We start from the raw sequence: 23,052 nt of genomic DNA, 5'->3' as shown, positions 1-23,052 counted from the left end.
TAATTTTCATTCCAATCTTAAGGTTTCTGAGCATACCCTTGCCATATATTCAGGAGATTCTTTCATACCGTTTTTTATCCATGTCAGCGACACTTCCCATAAGCCGGCAGCAATACCTCTGGCAATATATTCATGTTGGGAAGCGTATTCGCTGTCTGAGGCAATACATAAGGCATTATAGAACATATCCGTAAAAGAGATATTTGAATTACGGATAAGTACACACATGTCTTTATCGGAGTGCAGCCTTGAAAACACCTTTAAAAACCACTCATACGTGTTACTTTTCTGCAACAGTCCTGTCAAAGAAGCGCTGAGCTCGTCAGTTATGTTTTTTGTAATGTCCTGAATGATAGCCTCTTTTGAAGGATAATTTCTGTAGACAGAAGCTCTTGAAGCTCCTGATTTTTTTATTATCATGGTCATATTTATATCTTTGTACGGATGCTCTTTCATCAATCCGATCATCGCATCACAGATGCATTCTTTAGTAATTCTATTGGACTCCTTATTTGACATTCTTCGTATATTTCTTTTTTCAAGCTCTGTGGACATTTTGGCCTCCATTTGTATTGTCACTACATTTTGTAAAATTGTGTATCAAATACGCACAACATATTGTTTGACATTTGTATAGATGATATAAATGTATTATCAGACAGATGTTTTGTCAATATACATAAAAATACTGGGAGACGATATGAACACATTTACAAATATTTCACATGCAGCGCAAAGACAAGCTTTTAGTATCCTGATAGACAAATTCCTTGGCCATCTTGATAAGACTGATGACCGCACCAAAACATACTTAAAGCTCGTTGATGAAGCAGAACGCTTTTGGGGAAAGAAGGCTGCTGATCCTGAAAAACTGGAAGCTGTTAGACGTGCATTTAAGGATCCGGATAACCGCTGGGTAAACTTTATAAACAGAGTAGTGGATGAAACTGATCCGCATATAGCCAAAATGACCATGCTCAATCTGGGGTACGAGGCTTTCTTCAGGGGAACAAAGACTATACGGAAGAACAGGGAAAAATACGGCTGTAACATACCATGGCTTATACTTTTTGATCCTACTTCTGCCTGCAATATGCACTGTAAAGGATGCTGGTCAGGCACTTATGGACCAAAGAACAATTTGTCTTTTGCCGATATGGATAAGATAGTAACTCAGGGAAAAGAGCTGGGCGTGTATCTCTATATGATGACAGGTGGAGAGCCCCTTGTCAGGAAGGCAGATATACTTAAGCTTGCAGAAAAGCATAATGATGTGCAGTTCGGAATATATAGTAATTCAACTCTTGTGGATGATGATTTTTGTAAAGAGGTTGTACGGCTGGGAAATATTACATTCATGCTTTCCATAGAGGGGACACCTGAAACTAATGATGCAAGAAGAGGAATCGGTCATTATGATGCAGTGATGAATGCAATGTCTCTTTTCAAAAAATACGGGATTCTCTTTGGTACATCTATTTGCTATACAAGAAATAATATTGAAGCCGTGACAAATCCTGAATTTATAAAGTATATTGCAGAAAAAGGCGCGAGATTTGGCTTTTTCTTCCACTATATGCCGGTTGGAAATAATGCGGTACCGGAGCTGATGCCTACCGTAGAGCAGAGAAAGCTGATGATAGAACGTATCAGATGGATTCGCTCAAACGAATGTGATACAGGCTTCTTTCCGATGGATTTTCAGAATGACGGAGAAGCTGTAGGTGGATGTATTGCAGGTGGAAGGAATTATTTCCATATTAACTCAAGCGGAGATGCAGAACCTTGCGTTTTCATCCATTTTTCAAACACTAATATACATGACAATTCTATTTTGGAAATGCTAAAGAGTCCGCTTTTCATGGAATATCATAAGGGACAGCCCTTTAATAAAAATCACTTAAGACCGTGTCCGATGCTCGAAAATCCAAAACTTCTAAGGGAGATGGTGGAAAGATCAAAAGCACATGGCACAAATGAAGAATCGGAGGAGAGTGTAGAGCATTTATGTGCAAAGTGTGATGACTATGCTCTCAAGTGGGCCCCTGTTGCCGATGAGATTTGGAAATCGCAGCCACATCAAAAAAAGAAGTATGAAAATTATGCACCGGCTAATAGGATAGGAAATGATAATCTTATGAGATTTGAAGAGAAGAAACCAGACCTTGCCAAAGATTTCAAAAAACATGCATGATTATAGATATGCGTTTTTCCAAAATACGGCTTAATACTCTGGATTTGTCAGAAGCTATTATTCACCTGAATCAGTGAAGTTAAGGGCATAAAAAAAAAGCCAGAGTGCTGAAAAACTCTGGCTTTGTGTGCATTTAGTTCGATAAAATTTATTTATTAAAAAGTGTGCGTTTACCCTGAAAATTTACCGTAAAAAGCAGCTTAATGCTTTGTAAATATAAACAAAGAATTAATAAAAAGATATCTTGAATTCAGAATTGAATGTGATACTATCATATTGTATCTAATTGTTTAAATTGATAAAGATGGAAATATAGCTGAAAGGTTTATACCTTCAGAGAAGCCGGATACCTTAGTGTGAAGCATTGAAAAACAATTGAACAAATAAACAGCAGGAGATTTAAGATGAAGTCAGGAAATGTAATATTGGCAGTAGTAGCAATACTCTTTGGTGGATGTCTTTTCATCCACAGACGTGTGATCAAGTCCCTGATCACAGGGGAGGAGATGCCTAAAGCACCAGCATGGCATACATGGGTTCCTGAAGATAAAAGGCGCTCATAACTTTCTTAGAAAATCAACTTGCCTAACTGGTTCTTATAGTTGGATATACCATAAACTCTCGACATCTGGTCGGGAGTTTTTTAGGATAATCAAACATTTTTCCAGCTCCCTTTTATTGCTATTTTTTATGCAGGACTAATCCTTTTATGGAAATTTGCGGTTTGTTTTAGCGGGGCCGTCCACGTACTTCAGATTCTTGCATTTTCAAGAAAACTGCCTGCTTTTTCTGCAGGAACATTTGTAAGATCAAAAATTCGAAGGTCAAGGTGTTCCAGACTTGTGCAGCTGTCAAACATTTCCTGGACATTGGTTACCTTTGAAGTATTAAAGCTGCTGATATTGATGCTATTAAGGGCTAATGAATATGAAAACATTCGATACATATTTTCAACATTGGAATTGTTTTTTGATATATATAAACGTGATATTTTGCGCATACTTCTTGCTATATATGGTACTAAGAATTACAATTTTGAAGTAACTGGTGTTTTTTGGAGGATATGGAAAATGGAATATAAATTATCAGAAATAGAAAATAAGCGTATATGGGGAAGATGTTCTTCATTAGATGATTGTACGGCATTGTTCTGGACCGGAAGCGGAATAGAAGTAAATGTAAAGGCCGGATATTTTTATGCAGATATAGAGAAGAGCAAAGATTGGTTAAGGTTACGTTAAGATTCACTTAAATGTACAGAAATGACTGAGGGGTATTATAAATTATAAAAATGAAAAAGTGGGTTAGAGGGAGTATATATGGCGGATAAAAAGTACAAAGTGCTGGTCGTTGACGACGAGCCTCAAATAGCAGGACTTTTAAAAGTATGTCTTGAGATGCATGGAATGACGGTAAAGGAAGAATATGATGGTAGCAAAGCCTATGAACTGTTCAATTCCGAACAGTTTGATCTGGTCATCACAGATATAATGATGCCTGTCATGGACGGGTATGAGCTGGTTGAAAAGATAAGGAAGCAGAGCAATGTACCGGTGCTTTTCCTGACCGCAAAGGGTGATGTATTGGACAGGATAAAGGGACTTAATCTTGGTGCGGATGATTATATCGTAAAGCCCTTCGATCCCATGGAGGTCGCTGCAAGAGTGTTATCAACCCTTCGCAGATGCTACGGTTATGACCGTCAGGAGGAAGGGAAGGAGCTCATTTGCGGGGCGCTAAAGCTCAAGCCATCATTGAAGCGCCTTTATAAAAATGATGAGTCCGTTGAGCTTACGGCTCTGGAATACAGAATGACCGAATTTTTCATGAGTAATATCGGACAGGTCCTCACTAAGGATCAAATATATGAGGCAGCATGGGAAAGCGACAAATTCCCGGACGATAACAGCATTATGGTTGCCATAAGTAAGCTGAGATCGAAAATCTCTGACGGAGAAAATGATTATATCCACACCATCAGAGGGCTGGGATATCGGATGGAAGAAAAATGAGACTTAAATATAAAAGAAAACTCCAAACATTCCTGATAATTATTCTGGCATATGTTTTTTTACTTATCCTATTTATAGATAAAATCAGGGAGTTCCTGATGGGAGTCATAGACGGCTTATATGGCGGTCAGGGTATGAGTAAAGATCTCGGTACTCAGATCACCATGGCCAGCATGATTGTGACCTACCTTCTTTTCTGGGGACTGTCCAATATTTTGGAAAAGAATATTTCGGAACCTGCCAGAAAAATAGCAGATAACATGAATCTGGTAAGCTCTGGGAATCTTGATGTGCAGATGGAAGTAAAGGACAGCTTTGAATTTGCAGAGATGGAAGAAGCCTTCAACCACATGGTTTTGAAATTAAAAGAGGCTCAGAGTATCAGAGAGCAGAATGAGGAACAGAACAGGCAGTTATACGCCGGGATTGCTCACGATCTGAAGACTCCCATGACTATGGTAATGGGCTATGCCAGACTTCTCAAGGAGGAGGATATCTCTGAGGATGACAGAAATCACTATCTGACTATAATCGAACAACAGATAAAAGCTGCCAATGTTCAGCTAGAAGACATGCTTGAGTATGCAAAATACGGAAGCACAGACTATAAGATTTTCCCGGAAGAAGGCAATATTGCGGGTTTTCTTCGTGGCATTCTTGCAGATATGTTCTACAGATTTGAGGACAGGAAAATGATTCTTGAGCCTGAAATACCGGACAGAGTCATCTGCAAATATGACACTGAGCAGATGAAGCGTGTTTTTACTAATTTGATCAATAATGCCATAAGGCATAACCCTGAAAATACTACCTTCAGGGTATCAATAAAAGAGGAAAATGGCGTAATTATCAGCTTTTCAGATGATGGTCCGTTTCTGGAGGAAGACCTGAAGGAGCACATTTTCGAACCCTATAAGAAGGGGAAAAGCGGTGGCAGCGGACTTGGATTATCAGTAGCAAAAAGAATTGTCGAGCTTCATGGCGGAAGCCTCGAATATAATGAGAATTCGGATGATGGCTACAAAAGTTTTGTAGTTACTTTACCCTTGGAATGGATGTAGAGAGGTAAAAAAATATGGAAACAAAAAAGGAAAACAAGGTTAAGACAGTAATGGAGGCAGTAGCAATAACACTGCTTTACCTGCTGATACAACTGGCGGTATCAATCATTATCAGTCTGGTTGTATCCCTGACCATGTCTGTAGACAACATGGATAAGGAAGCTTTGCTCGATAGTATTAATGCCATGCAACCGCTTATGCTATTCATTTCGAATTTAATCTGTACAGTATTGTTTGGAATTTGGTATTACCTGGGATATGTAAGAAAAGACAAGCTTGCCGGAACTTATGAGCCCTGGCATGAGAAAATGTGTGATGCAAAAGTCATTGCTTTTATAGTGTTTTCATCACTGGCAATAGGACTTTTTGACAGACATATTGCTGATCTGATAATAATGATATCTCCTGAAAGCGGTGAGTTATTATCCACCATAATGTCAAACGTTTCGGAAGTAACTCCCATGAATATCACATCAATGGTTATATTATCAGCTATGGCAACGGCCTTTGCCTTTCCGGGTATTATAATGCAAAAATTCAAGAATTCCTTCGGGATGGCGGCATGCATAATTATACCTGCCATACTGTTTGCCGTATTGATGCTTAATCCGGTGCAGATAATTTACGGAATCCCATTTGGCCTTGTTATGATGTTTATTTCTTACAAGTTTAATTCAGTCGTACCGGGCATGCTGGTGATCCTAATAAACAATATCGGAGCGATATTACTGAATCAGATATTTAGTCCGGGGCTTCCACCTGTTGTAAGTGCATGCTGTGTTGTTATTTTCCTTGCACTTTCAATTTTTATGTACAGGAAAATTCCCTTTTCAAATAAAGATACAAAGGATATTCCCTCTCAGAACGAATAAAGATTTGAAAATAATGTAAAAATAAGGTTACGTTAAGATTTACTTCAATCTGCGGAAATGATTTCGAATTATCATGTTTTCATCAGGCAAAGGAAAGCGTGCAAACATGATACGGAATCGCCTGTAGGATTGAAGTTTTTTTAACCTCAAATTGATAACAATAATTTTATAAGAAAAAGGAGAATGAGTATGAAAACAACAAAGGGAAGTAAAGCAAAAGCAATATTCGTAGCACTGGGAATTGTGCTCCTGTTTTTGGGAATCCAGGGAGTCATTGGAGCTGCAGGATCAGTCGGAGCATCTTATATACATTATGCTCAGACAGGAGAAACCTTTAAGGATCAGGCAGAATATATGGATTACATTTCCGAAATCTTAACTGTATTACAGTTTGTTGGAGAGATTGCCTGCATAGCGGTATTCGGTCTCTGGTATTACCTTGGATCTGTAAGAAAAGATAAAAAGCAGGGAACCTATGAATCAGGTCTTAAGAAGATAGCAAATGTAAAGTCAATCGCATTCCTTGCCAGCGCTGCACTTGGTTTCTATGCATTTGTATTAATAGTTTCCAATGTTACTGCAGCCCTTATCCCCGGGAGCAAAGAGCTGTTTGGTCAGATTATGGGACTTATCTCAGGTGGAAATCAGGTTATCGCTGTACTTACAGTAGCACTGCTTGCTCCCTTCGCCGAGGAGCTGGCATTCAGAGCAGTAATGCTTAAGAACTCAAAGAAGTCTTTTGAAATTGTAGGTTGTGTCATCCTCTCAGCAGTGATGTTTGGACTTATGCACATGAACCCGCTTCAGAGCATATATGCAATGCCCTTGGGACTGGCACTTGCATTCGTAGCTTATAAGTATAATTCAGTAGTTCCTGCAATCATTATGCATGCTATCAATAATACAGTTGCTATTGCATTACCTTCACTTATGGGAAGAGCTCTTAGCAATATTGAAGCAGCTATTATGTGTGTAGTGTTTCTGGCACTTGCTGCATTTATTTACAAGAAGCTGCCCATAGAGACTAAGCAGGCCGAAAATACAGAGGTTGCTGCATAATTCATAAAAAGTACGAGGCTGCCGGCAGAAATGTCGGTGGCCTTTTTTAGATTTCCGCGAAATATCTAAAAGTTTAAGCCTTTCTACATAAATTTTTTATCGTCATTTAACATACACCAAATAAATTTGATGTAACATATACTTGCAGGTACTATACACACAGTATTTGCACTAATTCCAATACAAAGGATGGGTTATAGCTTTGAAGAATATGCGGAATTCAAACCGAATCTTAATCCTGCTGATATGTATATTCATAATGCATGTCAGCATCGCTATGTCTTCATACTATGCTGCAGCTGCAAAAAAAACATTAACTGTAGGCGTTCCTGTGGATCGTTGCCCTATGATCTATGTAGATTCCAAAACAGATAAGATTGTTGGCATAGGCGTTGATCTGCTCAGTGAAGTTGGCGAAGCAGCAGGATATAAAATGCGCTTCAAGGCAATTAAAGAGGAGAATTTAAAGGCTGCTCTTGATAATAGAGATTATGATCTGGTGATGCCTCTTGGGAGTACCATTACCAGCGCAAGCGGTCAGCAAACTATCATAACTGATTCTCTGGTAGAGACACCGATGACTCTTGTTACGGTGAACAAACAGGCACTTCCGAATTTTAACAACATAAAAGTCGGAATGCTGAAATCTCAGGCGGGTGTTGCTGAATCACTAAAACAGACTTTGCCCGGAATAGACATTACTCTGTACGAAAATGTGCCTGAGTGTGTGAAGATGCTTAAAGCCGGTAAAGTTGATGCGCTTTTGCATAATTCTTATGTATGGAGTTACATTTTGCAGAAGCCATCTTATTCGGATTTGACAATTCACCCTTCAGCAGTCATTTCCATGGAATTCTATGCAGGTGCTGTTGATACTCCAGAGAGCCGGAAAATCATTGAAAAACTAAACAGTGATATCGCAAATTTAACCGATAGCCAAAGACAAGCCGTGATACTGGACTATACCACCAGAAAGCTGTACAGGTATGGTTTTTTCGACTATCTGTATGAGTACAGATTTATTCTGGTTATATTTGTTATAGTTTGTGGTGTCTGGTTATTCGAGAACATAAAACTCAAAAAAGCCTACGAAATCGCTGAAGAGGCTTCTAAAGCTAAAACATTGTTTCTTGCAAATATGTCTCATGAAATCAGAACGCCCATTAATGCCATTATGGGTATGGGCGAACTGGTACAGAGAGAGACTGCCGACAAGAAGATAAAGCAGTATGCCTTCAACATTTGTAGCTCTGCCAATTCTCTTCTCTATCTTGTCAACGACATCCTTGATTTCTCAAGGATGGAAGCCGGGAAAATGAAGCTCCGAAATGATCCCTATCATTTATCGAGTCTGCTTAATGATGTCAATATGATGATAGTTGAACGTGCCAAGAGTAAGGGAATTGTCTATAATCCCGTAGTTGATGCCAATATTCCCGATGGTCTTATAGGTGATGAGACAAGGCTCAAGCAAGTTCTTATAAATCTGCTTACAAATGGTGTGAAATACACCATGGCAGGCTTTGTAGAACTAAATATCAGCTTTAAAAAGATTGAATCTAATTGCATAGATTTATATATAAGTGTCAAGGATTCAGGCATCGGAATGAAGCAGGAAGAGCTTAACAAGCTATTCAAAGCATTTGAACGACTTGATGAAGATAAAAACAAAACTATCGAGGGCACAGGCCTTGGAATGAGTATAGTTAAACAGATTCTCGATGCAATGGAAAGCAATCTTAAAGTAAAAAGTGAGTATGGTGTAGGTAGCGAGTTTTCCTTTGTTGTAAGGCAGAAAGTCGCCAACTGGGGTAAGATAGGCGAATATGACAAAATTGCAGAGGAGGTTGCAACCGGCCAGGGTAATTACTGTCCCAGCTTCGTAGCTCCGGGCGTAAAAATACTTGCTGTTGATGATAATGAGCTAAACCTCAAGGTAATTACAGGTCTTCTGGAGAAAACACGGATGACGGTGGACACTGCTCTTAGCGGGAAGATTGCGTTGGGACTTTTGAGCAAAACAAAATATGATATTTTGCTGATAGACTATCGCATGCCCAAGATGGATGGAGTAGAGCTTCTTAAGCATATTAAATATGATGCTGACGGAATAAATTATTATAGCGTCTGCATAATTCTCACTGCCAATGTGGTAAGTGGAGTAAGAGAGATGTTTATTAATGCCGGTTTTGACGATTATCTGGAAAAACCTGTTAATGGAAAGCGTCTTGAGGATATGCTAAAAAAATATATCCATCCTGATAGGATTATTTCCCCTGCGAGCATAACCCAAAGCGAAAATGACCAAAGGAATAATACCGTTCAAAAAGATGATGAAAGTAGCGCAGATAACAGCGATGAAAATCCGTCCATTGTAAGTGCCGACACTATGAAGAAGCTAAAAGAGCTCCAAAACGACAGGTATATAAGTATCAAATCCGGAGTTGAATACGCAGGTGCAGAAACACTGTTTGTGGATACTCTGCGGTTCTTCAGGGCCAACGTGGATAAAAAATCCGCCGAGCTAGAGCAACTATTAAACTCGAATAATATTGAGGATTATGCAACAAAAGTGCATGCGCTAAAAAGCTCTGCAAGAATGATCGGTGCTAAGGATCTCTCGGAAAAAGCAAGACTTCTCGAGGAAGCGGGCTTAAATGGTGACCTTGATTACATAAAGGAAAATCATGATGAAATGCTGAGCTTATATCGCCAATATAAAAAGATTCTGGAAGAGCTTTAATTCAGTAAAAGTCGGTCTGTATGGCCGACCATATAAGGAGCGTATAAATTACGTGCTTGGGCAGTTTGATCTTAGACAAACATTACTTCGTTAAATCCCTCTTTAACGAAGTAATAAGCATATTTATTATTTCAATCAAGAAAATGCAATCTGACATGACTCCATTGTTTTAATTGCAGCCAGATGCTTTTCAGGTGTAACGCCTGCACAGCAATCCGGATCTATTGAGATCCTTACTTCAGGCATAAATGCCTTCAATATAAGTGCATTTGATACCACGCATATATCTGTGCATAATCCCACAAGTTCAATCTCTATTTCTTCTTTATCTGCAATCTCTTTAATTCTTGATGCAATCTCTGTTGATCCGAATGTAGGCTTATCAATAATGGTTGCATCCTTTAAAAGTTCTGCAATTTTCTCTTCAATATTCCAGCCATGGGTATTTATAATGCAATGCTCAACAGGCAGATTTTTGCCTTCCTGAGTCTGCATATAATTAGGCTGATGTGTATCTCTGGTGGCAAAAACATCTTTTATGTCATATTTTTTGATCTTTTCAATGACATTGGGAACAATTGCTACAGCTTCCTTAGTCCCAAGAGATCCATCAATAAAATCGTGCTGCATATCGATTACAACTAATAACTTTCTCATACCGAATAATTCCTCCACTTTTATTTTCAATGCATTGCGTCCAATGTATTAGTATTCAAACAGTATTAGTATATCATGACTACAAAGAAAAAAATAGAGACCATATTATTCATATGGCCTCTACTAAAATCAAATTATTAAGATTCAGAATCTAATTAGTAAGCTCTGTACTTGAAAACAGAATTCTTACCGCCTACCTTCTTTACCTTCTTAACAAGCTTATTGTATGCTCCGCGACTTGTTCCTTTAAGTAAGAATAATGTATTTGAATCTGCTGATTTAAATGCATCCTTACCAAGCTTTGTAAGATTATAGCCTAATGTCTCAACACGGATAAGCTTTGTCTTTCCGGAGAATGCATTTTTTCCGATCTCAGTAATATTTGCACCAAGCATTACTGTCTCAAGCTTTTTGCAGCTCTTGAATGCATTATTGTTGATTTTTGTTACCTTGTAATCCTTGCCGTTAACAACAACTGTTGAAGGAATTGTAATACTCTTAACATTTTTCTTAGTATATTTTGAAACAGCGACTGTATCTTCACCAGTTACCTGATAAACAAATTTGCCTGTTGTATCATCAAGATCATTTATTGTAGCTGCAAAGCTTACAGTGGTGTTGGCAGTATCATCAATAACAATAGTAACATTAAGGATTCTGCTCTGTCCTGCACCGTTCTTTGTAAGCTCGATATAAGGATGCTCCTTAGTCCAGTTAACCCATGTAAATGCACTTTCTTCAGGTTTTGTTGTAATTGAAACGGCCTTAAGAATCAGGCTGCAATCATAGAGCTGTGAAGCATCTTTAAATGTAGGAACAAAATTTGCTGTCTTTTCAGAGCTAAGCATTGTAGTACGAGTTACTGTTTTATCAGCATTGAGTATACCTAAACCAAAGTTATGTGAATCCTTGAAAAGTGACTCATCATATTTCTGGATTCTGTTACTTGTTTCCTTATGAGTACCCTTTGACTCACGAAGCTTTGTGCAGTAATTAACACGTGTTAAGCCATAAGATTTCATCTTAGCCTGAGATGTGTTGAATCTCTCGTAATCGATATAACCCTTCTTTGCCTTATCACATGCTACAAGGTCAGTCTCATACCATTTTGAACCGATTTTAACCTGGTTCCAGCACTTGTTTCCGTTAAAAAGAATATCATTGGAAATCTCAGCATTGTCAAGAAGTGCTGCAAATGCAAGTGCATATCCCTGAGAAGAAGCTCTGTGCTGAATAAGTGCACCATAAGCTGTGTTCTTCAGATCTTTGTTATCAATATCAACCTTTACATTTGTTACATTATCAAGAACCATATTAAAGCACTGATATTCAATTACAAAATTTGTATCATCAGCATCAATATTGCTCATGATTTTGTTTACAGCATTCTTTAATGCCTTCTCTTCACCTGTGTAATTGTTGTCGCTGATTCTCTTAAGGTATGCGTAGCATGAATACTTTTCATCCTTATCCTTAACATAGAAAAGTTTAAGCTCAGCCATAGCACCGGCAATATTTAAAGGATTTGAATATACATATGCGCGTCTTGCAAATTTGAGATCCTCGGCTGAATACTTCTTCTTTTCAGCTTCACCTGTAAACATTGTGTAGAAATTTGATGCGTTAAACTGTGCCTTGTTCTCAGCTGAAATAGCAACACCCTGATCCATTATCTTAGAATCAAGATAGTTGTAAGCATCATAAATCTTCTTCTGAGCATCATTAAGACTATCGCGTATAGCTGAAGCATTTGCTGCTTTAGCAACGATAGGCTCTGAAGTGATAAATGTTGTTGGTACCACTGTTACTGCGAGTGCAGCAGCAAGAATAACTGTCCCCATTTTTTGTAATACATTAAAACTTTTTTTAGCCATTGTTAGCCTCCCTCGATAAACTATTTTACGTACACTATTATATAATAATTTGTCCAACAAATGTCCAACAAAATAGAAAAAATTAAGATATTTTATGATTTTCTACTTAACTCCGTTTGTAATTCGACAATTCTCTTAACTATCGGATTTTCAGTGTCAAAAATGTTTACATATCCATGCAGGGATTTGGCCTTTTGCTTCAATGTCTGGGAATGACTCCAGATAAAAATCGCAGATTTGCCTTTACCGTTTTTTGCCTCCTGAATAAGATTTGCAGCTGAACTGTTTCCGTCAAATGCAATTACCATTGACGGCCTTCTTTCAAATATCTCATAGTTAAAGCTTTTATATATTCCCATTCCCTCAGCTTCCGGAGAAACTCTTATATAGACACCTGCTTCAATTAGTTTATCTCTCTCCTGCTTTGTTATAAGTGTAGGAACAACCGCATATATTCTGAAATTCTTTTTATTATTATCAATCAGATATTTCTCATAGCCTGAGAGCTTATGTCCTATAACAAAACACACTTCTTCAGGATTTAAAAAGTCCATCAATTCATCGAGTTCCTTTTGACCATCAGGCGTGATTCTGGTAGCTCTTTTTTCTGTATTAAAGCTGCCGCCTAAAAGAACAATAGGAAAACGATCCCAGGTTATTTCTGAAATCTGATCTTTAAGCTCTTTATTCGCATCAAGACGCTTATACTTCTTTGAAGATGATTTTGATATCCTTACAGTCTTCATCTTTTCAAGAAGAACTTCTTCCATGTCTCTGTTTTTTAGAAGGGCTATAAAAGCAGCCTTCTTATCGGAATATGCTGTCTGCCCTTCCTCAATTATCTGTGCTTCTGCATCCTTCATAAGCTTTAGATCTTCATCAGAAAGCTCCAGCATTTTCTTTAGAGAAAGTTGTTCATCAATGGAACTTGTGCCATAAAGCGCAGCTCCATCTGTCCCCTGAACACAGCGAATTCCCTGCTTCAAATAATACTTTAGAGGGTGTTCTTTTAATGAGTTCAGATTATTTAACCTTACATTACTTGTAAGCTGGAACTCCAAGACTATATTGTTTTCTTTAAGCTGCTCAATTACTTCCTTACCCTTATTTGATCTGGGACTGTATGTATAAAGTCCATGTCCAAGCCTCATTCTGGGCATAGACTGTCCCGGAAGCAGACAATCCTTTACGCACTGTATACTATGCGAGATGTTATCCTTTAGTGAATCATTCTCTCCTGCATGAACTCTTATAACAAAACTGGGATCAATCGCAGCAAATTTTACAAGCTCTTTAAACACAGGCTTTAGTGTGATAATGTCATTTATCTCTTCACCTACGAAATCGCATCCTGCGACGTAGGGATCAAGGAAAGTCGCTCTTAACACTTCAAGATTCTGCTCAAGATAATCAGAAGGGGTAACAGCATCTTTTACAATAGTGAGCGGAATTCTTCTCATTGCCGCAAGAAATCTGATCATTACGCCTGTTTCCTGATATATTTTAGGCATAACCTCATGTACTTGCTTTAGCATCTCCACTGACTCATATTTTTTTACAAGTGTGGTATCACTTATCTCAGCATAACAGACGCCTTGTCTTTTATAATTTCTGGCGATCCATAAAAGCTTATCCTGAAATACTGTATTTTTAGAATAATCAGGATTTTCTTTGTCCTTCTGCATCTGTTTTAAAACATCTCTTACGTCTTTATCAGGAATCTGATCCATATTACTATAGACAATCTTATCTTCACTTTCTTTAGCCTTACAGAAAACATATCTGTACAGATATACCTTTTCAAGATTAGTGAAAACAGCCTGCCCGTCTTTAATCACCGCAAGAGAGCCTCGAATCTTAACAATATTCATCTCTGCATTATCAAGGTTATTTAAAATAAGATCTGCAAAATTTATAAAAGTGTTATCATTTATTCTTCGATCAAGGTATTTTCCCTGCAGTCCTGATGTTACAAATTGTCTTGCGACTTTTTCCCTCTGAGCATTAAGTTTATCCCACTGCGCATCAGTAAGTTTTAAATCAAGCTTTTTAACATAATATAACGGGTATCTTATCTGATGATATATTCCAAGCGCTATCAGAACGTCTCCTGGAAGATTACCATTCATATGCGTGTGCAAATCCGCACGGAATTTTAATTCTTTTCTGACATAGGTCTTAAAAAGAGTCTTTGAAATATCCAGTTGATAGTCCTTTGTCTGACTCATTAAAGTCTTCGCGATTGCAGGTATAGTTGCTTTTACATCAACTGTGCCATCCTGGAAAATACTGGCTATTTCAACATCTCCAATACTAAATACATAAGATTCTACGTTATTGGCATCAACAAAACAGGGAACCTCACCTCTTATCTCAAGCATATCATTTTCATTTTGAGTGAGTGGTAGCTTGCAAAGCGCAGACAGATTCCTGATAAGATTGCCTGTGTGATGATTAGGAGTAGATAAAATATAATACATTTTATCCAAATCCTTATATAGACTTACAATGATATCTTTTTCTGCATCAAGGAAAAAGCATGTAAAAAAAGTCATAATAATTCCTTTCGATAAAAACAAAATAATTCAGGAAAGCTCATCCAGAGTTTTTCCATATGGTTCAAGAAAATCTTCCATAAAGTCATTGACTTCAGGTAACTCTTTTTTCATCTTCTCCAATGATTGCATCGTGCTTTTTTCAGCTGTTCGAAATTCACTGTTTCCGGAATTCTTTTCTTCGATACACTTTATCAGAGCTGACAGTTTATCAGCTGCTTTAACAAGTTTTCGCATATACTTTTCATCATCGCCATCCTGTGCCTTGAATATGTCTTCAAAAGCGGGCCTCAAATCATCCGGAAGCTTATGAAGCAGTTGCACATCTGCTATAGCCTCTACCTGTTTATACGCATTTTTCAGTTCTTCATTATAATATTTTACAGGCGTGGGCATGTCCCCTGTAATAATCTCAGAAGCATCATGATATAAGCCAATCAAAGCAGCCTTTTCAGCATTAAGGTTCTTATTGTATCTGACGTTTCCTATTACACAGAGCGCATGGGCTATCATTGAAACTTCAAGTGAATGTTCACTTAAGTTTTCCGGTCTTGAATTTCTCATAAGAGCCCAACGCTCGATATATTTCATTCTGGAAATTGTAGCAAAAAAATTGTATGCCATTTTCGTATAAAAAAGGAGCAAACCCTAAGTCTGCCCCTTATTCCTTTCTGATTTATATTTTTATTTTGTTTCAAAATCTGCGACAAATTGGGTTATCAGTTTCACCGTGCCATCAATGCCAAGCACACTACTATTTATCGTAAGATCATAGGTATCAGATCTTCCCCATTTTTTAGATGAGTAATAATTATAATAGCTCTGCCTCTGTTTATCCTTTTTTATAAGCATTTCAAGAGCTTTATCTTTAGTAGTCACATCCGGATATCTGTCCATTACTCTTTGAATCTTATCATCTTCATCACCGTGAATAAATATGTTCAGCACGTTTTTGTAATCGGCAAGTGCATAATCAGCACATCTACCAACGATTACACAGGGACCTTCATCGGCGATCTTTTTGATAGTATCAAACTGAGCCAGGAAAATCTTGTGACTGATGGGCATATCTACAAAGCTAGAGGAATTATATCCAAATGAATACGTATCCATAACCAGGTTGTAGAGAAATGATGTTGTGGGACGCTCGTCATGATCCTGAATCATTTCCTTAGCGAAGCCGCTCTCTGAAGCAGCTCTTGTAAGCAATTCCTTGTCATAAAACTTAATGCCAAAGTGTTCAGCAACCTTCATTCCAATCTCACGTCCACCAGAGCCAAATTGTCTGCCTATTGTAATGATTGTATTCATAAATAAAACCTCCATAATAAAAGATTTCATAAATTTAATACAATTATAACACAAATCAAACTATTAGGATAGAAAAACTGACTTACTGTAAAACATTTAGTAAATGCTGAAAATATTCAGGAAATGGCGCATCTGTTTCGATATATTCACCGGTCACCGGATGCTTAAATCCAAGAACTTTGGCATGAAGACACTGTCCTTCAAGTTTGAATTTGCTTTTCATGGAAGGACCATATACCGTATCTCCCAAAAGAGGATGCCCTATATGAGACATATGCACTCTGATCTGATGTGTTCTTCCTGTTTCGAGTTTACATTCAATGTAAGTCATTTTATCTTTTTCAAAACGTTTCAGAACTTTATAATGTGTAACAGCTGTTTTACCCTGACCATCAGGAACAACAGCCATCTTTTTTCTATCTGTAGCACTCCTTCCGATATTGCCAATAATTGTCCCTTCATCATCCTTTAGAATTCCATAACATATTGCATGATAAATTCTGTTAAGGCTATGCTCTTTTAATTGATCAGCAATACATCTGTGGGCAATATCATTTTTACAGATTATTATTGATCCGGTAGTATCCCTGTCTATTCTATGAACTATTCCGGGTCTCATCACTCCGTTTATCCCTGACAGATCATCACCAAGATAATACATAAGTGCATTAACAAGAGTACCGTTATAATGACCGGCAGCAGGATGGACCACCATGCCTTTAGGTTTATTTACAACAAGAACATCACTGTCTTCATAGATTATATCAAGAGGAATGTCCTCAGGCTCAATATCAGGAACGACAGACTTTGGAATTTCCATTTCCAAAAGATCCCCTTCCGATACTGAAGTACTTGCCTTAACAGGTTTGCCGTTTAGAAGTACTTTTTTATCCTTTATTAGTTTTTGAATATAACTTCTGGACATAGAATCAGAGAGAGAGCTCATAACTTTATCAACTCTCTCTCCCTCCATATCATCAGAAGCTATGTAATTAAATTTGTTCTCTGCTTCAAATGAATTATTCATTTAAACTCCCTATACTTTTTCTGCTGTTTAAAGCTTAAGAAATCAAAATCCTTTTCTTTATAATAAAACAGGAACAGTATAATAAAAAGAATTGTAGAAACAGTAACATATATATCTGCCACATTAAATATCGGAAAATTAATGATTACAAAAGAAATAAAATCCACTACGTAATCATTTCTTATCCTGTCTATCATATTTCCGGCAGCTCCACTTGCTATCATAACAAGAATAATCTGTAATATATTATATTTTTTTTCAAGAGGAAGCTGAAATAATACATAAGCAATTACAATCATGATCATTATTGCTATCATCACAAAAAATACTTTTTGATCCTGTAATATTCCAAATGCAGCTCCTCTGTTTTTCAAAAATGTCAATTCCAGAACTTTTGGTATTATTACGATTGATTCTTTATCCATCAGATACTTGACAGCAAGATGTTTTGTAAATTGATCTAAAATAACAAGTATTGCAACTGATATAATATCAGCTAAAAGAAAAATCTTTTTCCTGTTTGTAAAATTGTTCATATTAACTCCAAATATTATTCAAAATCCTCTGACCAGGTAATCTCCTTTAAGGCTTCTCTTATTTCTTCGTCTGTAACATTTTTATCAATTACAGCCTTACCGACCTTTTTAAGAAGAATGAATTTAATTGTATTACCATCGGCCTTTTTATCAGAGTGCAAAAGCCTTATAACCTCATCTTCATCGATGTCCGTAACTGAAATAGGAAGTCCAAAGGGTACAAACATATCTCTTATTTCATAATATTCTTCCATTGAGAGCATCTGCTTCTTCCATGAAATAAAAGCAGCGGCGACACAACCCAGGGCAACGCATTCGCCATGGAATAATTCGAAATTTTTATATTTTTCAATAGCATGACCGATTGTATGTCCAAAATTGAGAAGCGCTCTGTCCCCCTTTTCAGTAGGATCTTTTTCTACCACAAGTCTTTTGATATCACAGCTCTTCTTTATCATATATATAAGTGTATCGGGATCTTTCTCGCCTATCTCATACATGTTGTCTAATAACCAGATATAGAAATCTGAATCCTTTATAAGACCATGCTTCATTACTTCAGCGAAACCTGAAGCAAATTGCTCACCAGGTAATGAATTAAGAACACTGATATTTAAATAAACAAGAGATGGCATGTGAAAAGCGCCAACCATATTCTTATATCCGTCAAAATCGACGCCTGTTTTACCACCTATACTGCTATCAGTCTGAGCAAGAAGTGTTGTTGGAACCTGTATAAAAGAAACACCTCTTAAATAAGTTGCGGCAATAAATCCTGCCATATCGCCAACAACTCCGCCTCCTACAGCGATAATAAGATCATTCCTGTCAAACTTATTGTCAATCAATACAGAATAGACTTTTCTTATCTCATCAAGATTTTTATGATCTTCTCCGGCAGGGATTGCATATACAATTACTTTTGATGAAATAGCTTCAAGCATCGATGCAAGATTTTCTGCATAGAGATCTTTTACATTTGTATCAGTTATTATTGCAAATTTCCTATCTGCAAAACCAAGCTCTGAAATGCATCCCAGCAGTTCATCAAAACTTGTATCAAACACAATATCATAGCAAGGTGCATTATTATAATTAACAGTCAATGTTTCGGACATAATTAATCCTTTCAATTCATATATTAATCAAATAGAAAAGGCAGAAACAAACGCTTCTGCCTCATAATCAGATCTATTGTTTACATCTGCTGCGGACCGGCACTTCCCATGCCACCATCAAAAGCACCACCTAGAATATCTTGAAAATCACCGGAAATATCAACACTTGCGGGTGTTACAATAAAGATATATCTTGAAATCTTCTGCAGATTCCCGCTTATTGCAAAACATGATCCGGATGTGAAATCAATTATTCTCTGAGCAAGCTCAACATCAATTCCTTCGAGATTAAGTACTACAGTACGATTATTAAGAAGCGTCTCAGTAATCTCTCTTGCATCCTCAATAGAAGTAGGCTTTACAACACAAACCTCCATTCCATTACCTGATCTTGTCCTGTTCGGTAAACTTCTAGGTGCAGGAGCAGTTCTCTTAAGCTTCTCCTCATTTACCTCAATAGAAGGATCATCCTTACCTATTGAACTGGATTTATGAATAGGTTCGATGGTGCTGTCATAATATGCATCATCATCTGAATCATAATATCCGCTCTCATCATCCCCATTCAGCTTCATAGCTGATAAAAACTTATCCATTACACTCATGTGATTAACTCCTAACCCCAACCAAAACTATAAATTCATTATCCTATATTATGCTAGTTTTCTTCCGAAGTGTCAAGATTCTTAACATCACCCTCAACAGTGGAAGCGTCAAGCACGATATAATCATATACGTTCAAACCATAATTTGTATTTGATTTAACGATAGCATATTCATCATTCTGATACAATATAATTATCTGTCTGAAGTCTGCATAACCCTTGTTTATGTTATACACCCCAATAAGCGTATCCTTATTATTAATAGTAAATTTATCCTGTGAATCAGGTTTGATGATTATGTCACCGTTTCTTAAAGTATCATCATCTACATAATATGAATCATCACTCTCATTATATAGTTCTACTTCTATAAACTCAGATGTTTCATTTCCATTTTCATCATATTTATCACGTAGAACTCCGGAATTATTATTATTTCCTTTTGTCACATACTCCTTAGGAATTACAAAGAAACTCTTCTCGGCAATTGCAGAATTTGGAATCTTTAAACCGCTTTCATCTTCTGTTATAAGTTCAACACTTAAGAATCTGTCTTTAACAAAAGTAATCATGGAATTGGTAAATGATAATCCTACAAATGTATCTCCGGCATCATTTGTAACATAGGATACTTTTCCCCAGGCTTCATCCTGGTTCTTAAGAAATCGCACTTTTATGTACTCTTTTTCAGCAAGAGCTTTAACTTTATCCAGATCATTTTCATTTATTACGATCATCCAGTCTTCATTGGTCGAAAGCTTGAATACCGGATCACCTACACCTACCAGTGCATTGCTGATCAGCTGAGTCCGTTCATACTTGGTATTATCCATAAGATCAACTGTCATATTATTAATATTAAGATCCTCATATCCGTCCACATAATACTGGACTATTCCGGTTCCCTGAGAATAACAATAATTGATACTCTGCAGTGCACCGGCGTTATTATTAAGCGAATTAATGCTTTGAAGTATACTGGAGCTTGCAAGCTTCTGAACCGTGCCATCAAGACTGCTCTTAAAATCGTAAACAGTTGAGAAGGATTTAGGATCAAAGTCTGCACTGTAGTTTACAATCTGAGAACGTAATTCGCTCAGATCTTCATCAGTCAAGGAAGCCTGTTCAGTACCCTGAGTCTTAAGATAATCAAGTAAATCACCTGATTCATCTACAGTGTAGACCAGATTACCTACGGCCACTCTCTGACCTTCAGGCGCAAAGTAATTAACATAACCGGCATTTGAAGCAGTTACAACGCTTTCCTGCCTTAGTGCAACGGCCTCGTAAATGTTATTGGAAGACAGAGCCCCCTCTCTTACTTCGTAACCAACAATATGCTTTTTACTGAAATATGTAAAAACGCAGATGACAACATAAATGATAATAAAAGCAAAGAATATCAATCCAACATTTATGTGCAAAAACACTGGATATTTAGTCACCTTGTTTTTTCTCTGTTTTGCCATGTCTTAAACTAAAGATAAGCCGCGAGATAAAACGCGGCTTATCCATTTCCTATTCTTTATATATAATTATAGAGCTGTAACAACCTTCGATTTAACTGCTTCAGGAAGCTCTGATTCATCCATAGATACACTTAGTACGAAATCTACGTTAAATTTCTCGCCAAGGCGGTCAAGTTTTTCAATTGTTGCTGTGATATCTTTTCCTTCGAGACAAGCTATGCTAAGGAAACCATCGAAATACATTTGTTGAAGATCGTGATCCTGTGAAATCACGCCACTGACGAAACCGATAAATTCGTCTGAATTTTCAATCATAAACTCCGGAACTACAATAAGACGTACTTTGTTGTTGAGTTCAAACATGTGCTTTGTGTTTCTATCAAGAAAAACAACATTGCCTAAAATGTTTTTTACCTCGGTATTGACTTTGTTCAACAGGCATTTTGTCTTGCCCTTTCCCTTATTCCCAACGATTAATTGAACCATATCCATACCCTCCACGTTTTTTGATTTTTGTTTTTTGAAAAGGTTCGAGAAAGAAACATCTCCCGTCTGGCGAAAACCAGAATTATCTTTTCGTTGTTATAATAATTATAAATTAACCATTCGTTATCTGCAATAACAAATCAGACATTTCGGTATAAAGAGTTTCCGTGTCCTCTGCTCTCATAATTATGGCAATATAGTTGTTTCCGGAGGTATCAGAAGCAAGCTGAGTAAGACAATGTCCGGCCGCACTGGTTGTCCCTGTCTTACCCCCAAGGACGGTTATTCCGGATGGCATTTCCCTTGCTCCGTTGATATATCCGTTGGTATTTTTAACTTCAACGTCTCTTAATTCACCGGACGCAGTTCCGAACTGTGTGGAATAAGTAGACATTCCTATTATTTCATTGAATTTCTCATATTTAAGTGCTTCATTGAACATAAGATACATGTCGTAAACACTTGTATAATGATTATCAGCCGTAAGCCCGTTAGGATTCATAAAATGAGTATTGGTTGCACCTATGGCAAGCGCCTCATTATTCATATCCTCAACAAAAGCTTCAACGCTTCCGGATATTCCCTTGGCAATAAGAACAGCAACATCATTGGCAGAATAAAGCAGCAAAATATGAAGGGCCTGATCCAAGGTCATTGAATCCCCTTCCTTAAGATTGATAAGCTGCGCTCCGGGCTCATTTATATAGACTTCAGAATCAGCAATAAGCATCTGATCAAGCGACCCTTTTTTCAATGCTACGATAGCTGTCATAACTTTTGTAAGAGAAGCCGGATCCAGCTGAATCTGAGCATTCTTTGCATATAAAGTCTTCTTATTCTTTAAGTCAAACAGTCCACAGCAGGTATTCTCTGATAAAGATAAGGAATCCCCTATATCACCATTAGTCACACAAAGTTCGGATGCAAATGTTTTCATAGTCAAACCTGTATTTTCACCATATTCAACAGTAGGCAGGGAATACGCAAAAGCATATTCAGCCGGTGCACAACCGGCAAGACCGGTTACAGAAGCCAGGATCAAACTAATAGCAATCAGACATTTCTTAGTCTTATTTATACATCTCACGCCACTCAAGGTCTCCTCTGTCCAAAGATTTAATCAAAAGCTCAGCTGTTGCCAGATTGGTTGCAATCGGAATGTTATGCATATCACAAAGTCGCATAACATTATTTACATCAGGCTCATGTCTCTTTTGTGTAAGAGGATCTCTCAGGAAAATCACAAGGTCAATCTCGTTCGCTTCAATTGCAGCACCAATCTGCTGAGATCCACCAAGATGTCCTGCGAGATATTTATGGACATTAAGATTAGTGACCTCTTCAATAAGCCTGCCGGTAGTACCGGTAGCGAAAAGATCATGCTTTGATAAAATTCCTCTATATGCGATACAGAAGTTCTGCATCAGCTTCTTTTTTGCGTCGTGTGCTATAAATGCAATATTCATGGTTACC

General features: G+C 37.4%; 23 protein-coding genes. 8 read left to right on the top strand and 15 right to left on the bottom strand.

Going from position 1 to position 23,052, the window contains the following annotated elements; all coding sequences use genetic code 11:
• Positions 1-6: 6 nt before the first annotated feature.
• Entirely contained in the window at positions 7-555 is a 549-nt protein-coding gene (locus T501_RS01365; RefSeq protein ID WP_026509306.1) for a TetR/AcrR family transcriptional regulator, read from the bottom strand.
• A 145-nt stretch (positions 556-700) separates the two neighbouring features.
• On the opposite strand from T501_RS01365, the gene T501_RS01360 reads away from it, so the two are divergent.
• Positions 701-2,194, top strand: a complete 1,494-nt coding sequence (locus T501_RS01360) for a radical SAM/SPASM domain-containing protein (protein ID WP_044912938.1) — start codon at positions 701-703, stop codon at positions 2,192-2,194.
• Positions 2,195-2,598: 404 nt separating this feature from the next.
• On the top strand, positions 2,599-2,757 hold the full coding sequence (locus T501_RS21175; RefSeq protein ID WP_022770065.1) for a hypothetical protein: 159 nt from the start codon (positions 2,599-2,601) through the stop codon (positions 2,755-2,757).
• 188 nt (positions 2,758-2,945) lie between these two features.
• Here T501_RS21175 and T501_RS01355 read toward each other — a convergent pair whose 3' ends face one another.
• Positions 2,946-3,194, bottom strand: coding sequence for a BspA family leucine-rich repeat surface protein (locus tag T501_RS01355; protein WP_044912790.1), 249 nt, complete (start codon positions 3,192-3,194; stop codon positions 2,946-2,948).
• A 70-nt stretch (positions 3,195-3,264) separates the two neighbouring features.
• On the opposite strand from T501_RS01355, the gene T501_RS21170 reads away from it, so the two are divergent.
• From T501_RS21170 to T501_RS01330, 6 genes are all read left to right on the top strand, one after another.
• Positions 3,265-3,435, top strand: a complete 171-nt coding sequence (locus T501_RS21170; protein WP_155831403.1) for a hypothetical protein — start codon at positions 3,265-3,267, stop codon at positions 3,433-3,435.
• Positions 3,436-3,513: 78 nt separating this feature from the next.
• Positions 3,514-4,206 carry a response regulator transcription factor gene (locus tag T501_RS01350; RefSeq protein ID WP_026492187.1) on the top strand — a complete coding sequence of 231 codons (693 nt, stop codon included), beginning with the start codon at positions 3,514-3,516 and terminating at the stop codon, positions 4,204-4,206.
• Complete coding sequence (locus tag T501_RS01345) at positions 4,203-5,267, top strand: HAMP domain-containing sensor histidine kinase (RefSeq protein WP_026509309.1); 1,065 nt, start codon at positions 4,203-4,205, stop codon at positions 5,265-5,267. The genes T501_RS01350 and T501_RS01345 overlap by 4 nt, the downstream gene beginning before the upstream one ends.
• 14 nt (positions 5,268-5,281) lie before the next feature.
• Complete coding sequence (locus T501_RS01340) at positions 5,282-6,139, top strand: CPBP family intramembrane glutamic endopeptidase (protein WP_026509310.1); 858 nt, start codon at positions 5,282-5,284, stop codon at positions 6,137-6,139.
• A gap of 189 nt (positions 6,140-6,328) precedes the next feature.
• The gene (locus T501_RS01335) at positions 6,329-7,198 is read left to right on the top strand and encodes a CPBP family intramembrane glutamic endopeptidase (protein WP_044912789.1); all 870 of its coding nucleotides are present in this window, start codon (positions 6,329-6,331) and stop codon (positions 7,196-7,198) included.
• Positions 7,199-7,475: 277 nt separating this feature from the next.
• Positions 7,476-9,941 (top strand): ATP-binding protein, encoded by a 2,466-nt coding sequence (locus tag T501_RS01330; protein WP_050008050.1) that lies wholly within the window; start codon positions 7,476-7,478, stop codon positions 9,939-9,941.
• Positions 9,942-10,076: 135 nt separating this feature from the next.
• Here the strand turns inward: T501_RS01330 and T501_RS01325 are convergent, their stop codons facing one another.
• From T501_RS01325 to mgsA, 13 genes are all read right to left on the bottom strand, one after another.
• A complete protein-coding gene (locus T501_RS01325; RefSeq protein ID WP_044912788.1) occupies positions 10,077-10,598 on the bottom strand; it encodes a cysteine hydrolase family protein in 522 nt (173 codons plus the stop codon).
• A 155-nt stretch (positions 10,599-10,753) separates the two neighbouring features.
• The gene (locus tag T501_RS01320; protein ID WP_044912787.1) at positions 10,754-12,472 is read right to left on the bottom strand and encodes a leucine-rich repeat domain-containing protein; all 1,719 of its coding nucleotides are present in this window, start codon (positions 12,470-12,472) and stop codon (positions 10,754-10,756) included.
• Between the two features lie 92 nt (positions 12,473-12,564).
• The gene (locus T501_RS01315) at positions 12,565-15,027 is read right to left on the bottom strand and encodes an amidohydrolase family protein (protein WP_044912786.1); all 2,463 of its coding nucleotides are present in this window, start codon (positions 15,025-15,027) and stop codon (positions 12,565-12,567) included.
• A 30-nt stretch (positions 15,028-15,057) separates the two neighbouring features.
• Positions 15,058-15,651, bottom strand: coding sequence for a 5'-deoxynucleotidase (gene yfbR / locus T501_RS01310; protein WP_044912785.1), 594 nt, complete (start codon positions 15,649-15,651; stop codon positions 15,058-15,060).
• A gap of 60 nt (positions 15,652-15,711) precedes the next feature.
• Positions 15,712-16,338 (bottom strand): cytidylate kinase-like family protein, encoded by a 627-nt coding sequence (locus tag T501_RS01305; protein WP_044912784.1) that lies wholly within the window; start codon positions 16,336-16,338, stop codon positions 15,712-15,714.
• 82 nt (positions 16,339-16,420) lie between these two features.
• On the bottom strand, positions 16,421-17,365 hold the full coding sequence (locus T501_RS01300; RefSeq protein WP_044912783.1) for an RluA family pseudouridine synthase: 945 nt from the start codon (positions 17,363-17,365) through the stop codon (positions 16,421-16,423).
• On the bottom strand, positions 17,362-17,901 hold the full coding sequence (gene lspA, locus T501_RS01295) for a signal peptidase II (protein ID WP_026509318.1): 540 nt from the start codon (positions 17,899-17,901) through the stop codon (positions 17,362-17,364). The genes T501_RS01300 and lspA overlap by 4 nt, the downstream gene beginning before the upstream one ends.
• Positions 17,902-17,915: 14 nt before the next feature.
• Complete coding sequence (aroB, locus tag T501_RS01290) at positions 17,916-19,019, bottom strand: 3-dehydroquinate synthase (RefSeq protein ID WP_044912782.1); 1,104 nt, start codon at positions 19,017-19,019, stop codon at positions 17,916-17,918.
• An 80-nt stretch (positions 19,020-19,099) separates the two neighbouring features.
• Positions 19,100-19,624, bottom strand: a complete 525-nt coding sequence (locus T501_RS01285; RefSeq protein WP_026509320.1) for a cell division protein SepF — start codon at positions 19,622-19,624, stop codon at positions 19,100-19,102.
• 53 nt (positions 19,625-19,677) lie between these two features.
• Positions 19,678-21,093 (bottom strand): biotin/lipoyl attachment domain-containing protein, encoded by a 1,416-nt coding sequence (locus T501_RS01280; protein ID WP_044912781.1) that lies wholly within the window; start codon positions 21,091-21,093, stop codon positions 19,678-19,680.
• A gap of 66 nt (positions 21,094-21,159) precedes the next feature.
• On the bottom strand, positions 21,160-21,579 hold the full coding sequence (locus T501_RS01275) for a hypothetical protein (protein WP_026509322.1): 420 nt from the start codon (positions 21,577-21,579) through the stop codon (positions 21,160-21,162).
• 112 nt (positions 21,580-21,691) lie between these two features.
• Positions 21,692-22,666, bottom strand: coding sequence for a D-alanyl-D-alanine carboxypeptidase family protein (locus T501_RS01270; RefSeq protein WP_026509323.1), 975 nt, complete (start codon positions 22,664-22,666; stop codon positions 21,692-21,694).
• Entirely contained in the window at positions 22,650-23,045 is a 396-nt protein-coding gene (gene mgsA, locus T501_RS01265) for a methylglyoxal synthase (protein ID WP_044912780.1), read from the bottom strand. Before mgsA ends, T501_RS01270 begins: the two co-directional genes overlap by 17 nt.
• Positions 23,046-23,052 lie beyond the last annotated feature (7 nt).

Source organism: Butyrivibrio sp. WCE2006 (assembly GCF_000701985.1).
Lineage (GTDB): Bacteria > Bacillota > Clostridia > Lachnospirales > Lachnospiraceae > Butyrivibrio.
This window is presented reverse-complemented; position numbering and strand designations above follow the sequence as displayed.

Excerpts from the sequence above, each read along its gene's own strand:
- T501_RS01365 (WP_026509306.1), bottom strand. The coding sequence starts at position 555 with ATGTCCACAGAGCTTGAAAAAAGAAATATACGAAGAATGTCAAATAAG.
- T501_RS01360 (WP_044912938.1), top strand. The coding sequence starts at position 701 with ATGAACACATTTACAAATATTTCACATGCAGCGCAAAGACAAGCTTTT.
- T501_RS21175 (WP_022770065.1), top strand. The coding sequence starts at position 2,599 with ATGAAGTCAGGAAATGTAATATTGGCAGTAGTAGCAATACTCTTTGGT.
- T501_RS01355 (WP_044912790.1), bottom strand. The coding sequence starts at position 3,194 with ATGCGCAAAATATCACGTTTATATATATCAAAAAACAATTCCAATGTT.
- T501_RS21170 (WP_155831403.1), top strand. The coding sequence starts at position 3,265 with ATGGAATATAAATTATCAGAAATAGAAAATAAGCGTATATGGGGAAGA.
- T501_RS01350 (WP_026492187.1), top strand. The coding sequence starts at position 3,514 with ATGGCGGATAAAAAGTACAAAGTGCTGGTCGTTGACGACGAGCCTCAA.
- T501_RS01345 (WP_026509309.1), top strand. The coding sequence starts at position 4,203 with ATGAGACTTAAATATAAAAGAAAACTCCAAACATTCCTGATAATTATT.
- T501_RS01340 (WP_026509310.1), top strand. The coding sequence starts at position 5,282 with ATGGAAACAAAAAAGGAAAACAAGGTTAAGACAGTAATGGAGGCAGTA.
- T501_RS01335 (WP_044912789.1), top strand. The coding sequence starts at position 6,329 with ATGAAAACAACAAAGGGAAGTAAAGCAAAAGCAATATTCGTAGCACTG.
- T501_RS01330 (WP_050008050.1), top strand. The coding sequence starts at position 7,476 with ATGTCTTCATACTATGCTGCAGCTGCAAAAAAAACATTAACTGTAGGC.
- T501_RS01325 (WP_044912788.1), bottom strand. The coding sequence starts at position 10,598 with ATGAGAAAGTTATTAGTTGTAATCGATATGCAGCACGATTTTATTGAT.
- T501_RS01320 (WP_044912787.1), bottom strand. The coding sequence starts at position 12,472 with ATGGCTAAAAAAAGTTTTAATGTATTACAAAAAATGGGGACAGTTATT.
- T501_RS01315 (WP_044912786.1), bottom strand. The coding sequence starts at position 15,027 with ATGACTTTTTTTACATGCTTTTTCCTTGATGCAGAAAAAGATATCATT.
- yfbR (WP_044912785.1), bottom strand. The coding sequence starts at position 15,651 with ATGGCATACAATTTTTTTGCTACAATTTCCAGAATGAAATATATCGAG.
- T501_RS01305 (WP_044912784.1), bottom strand. The coding sequence starts at position 16,338 with ATGAATACAATCATTACAATAGGCAGACAATTTGGCTCTGGTGGACGT.
- T501_RS01300 (WP_044912783.1), bottom strand. The coding sequence starts at position 17,365 with ATGAATAATTCATTTGAAGCAGAGAACAAATTTAATTACATAGCTTCT.
- lspA (WP_026509318.1), bottom strand. The coding sequence starts at position 17,901 with ATGAACAATTTTACAAACAGGAAAAAGATTTTTCTTTTAGCTGATATT.
- aroB (WP_044912782.1), bottom strand. The coding sequence starts at position 19,019 with ATGTCCGAAACATTGACTGTTAATTATAATAATGCACCTTGCTATGAT.
- T501_RS01285 (WP_026509320.1), bottom strand. The coding sequence starts at position 19,624 with ATGAGTGTAATGGATAAGTTTTTATCAGCTATGAAGCTGAATGGGGAT.
- T501_RS01280 (WP_044912781.1), bottom strand. The coding sequence starts at position 21,093 with ATGGCAAAACAGAGAAAAAACAAGGTGACTAAATATCCAGTGTTTTTG.
- T501_RS01275 (WP_026509322.1), bottom strand. The coding sequence starts at position 21,579 with ATGGTTCAATTAATCGTTGGGAATAAGGGAAAGGGCAAGACAAAATGC.
- mgsA (WP_044912780.1), bottom strand. The coding sequence starts at position 23,045 with ATGAATATTGCATTTATAGCACACGACGCAAAAAAGAAGCTGATGCAG.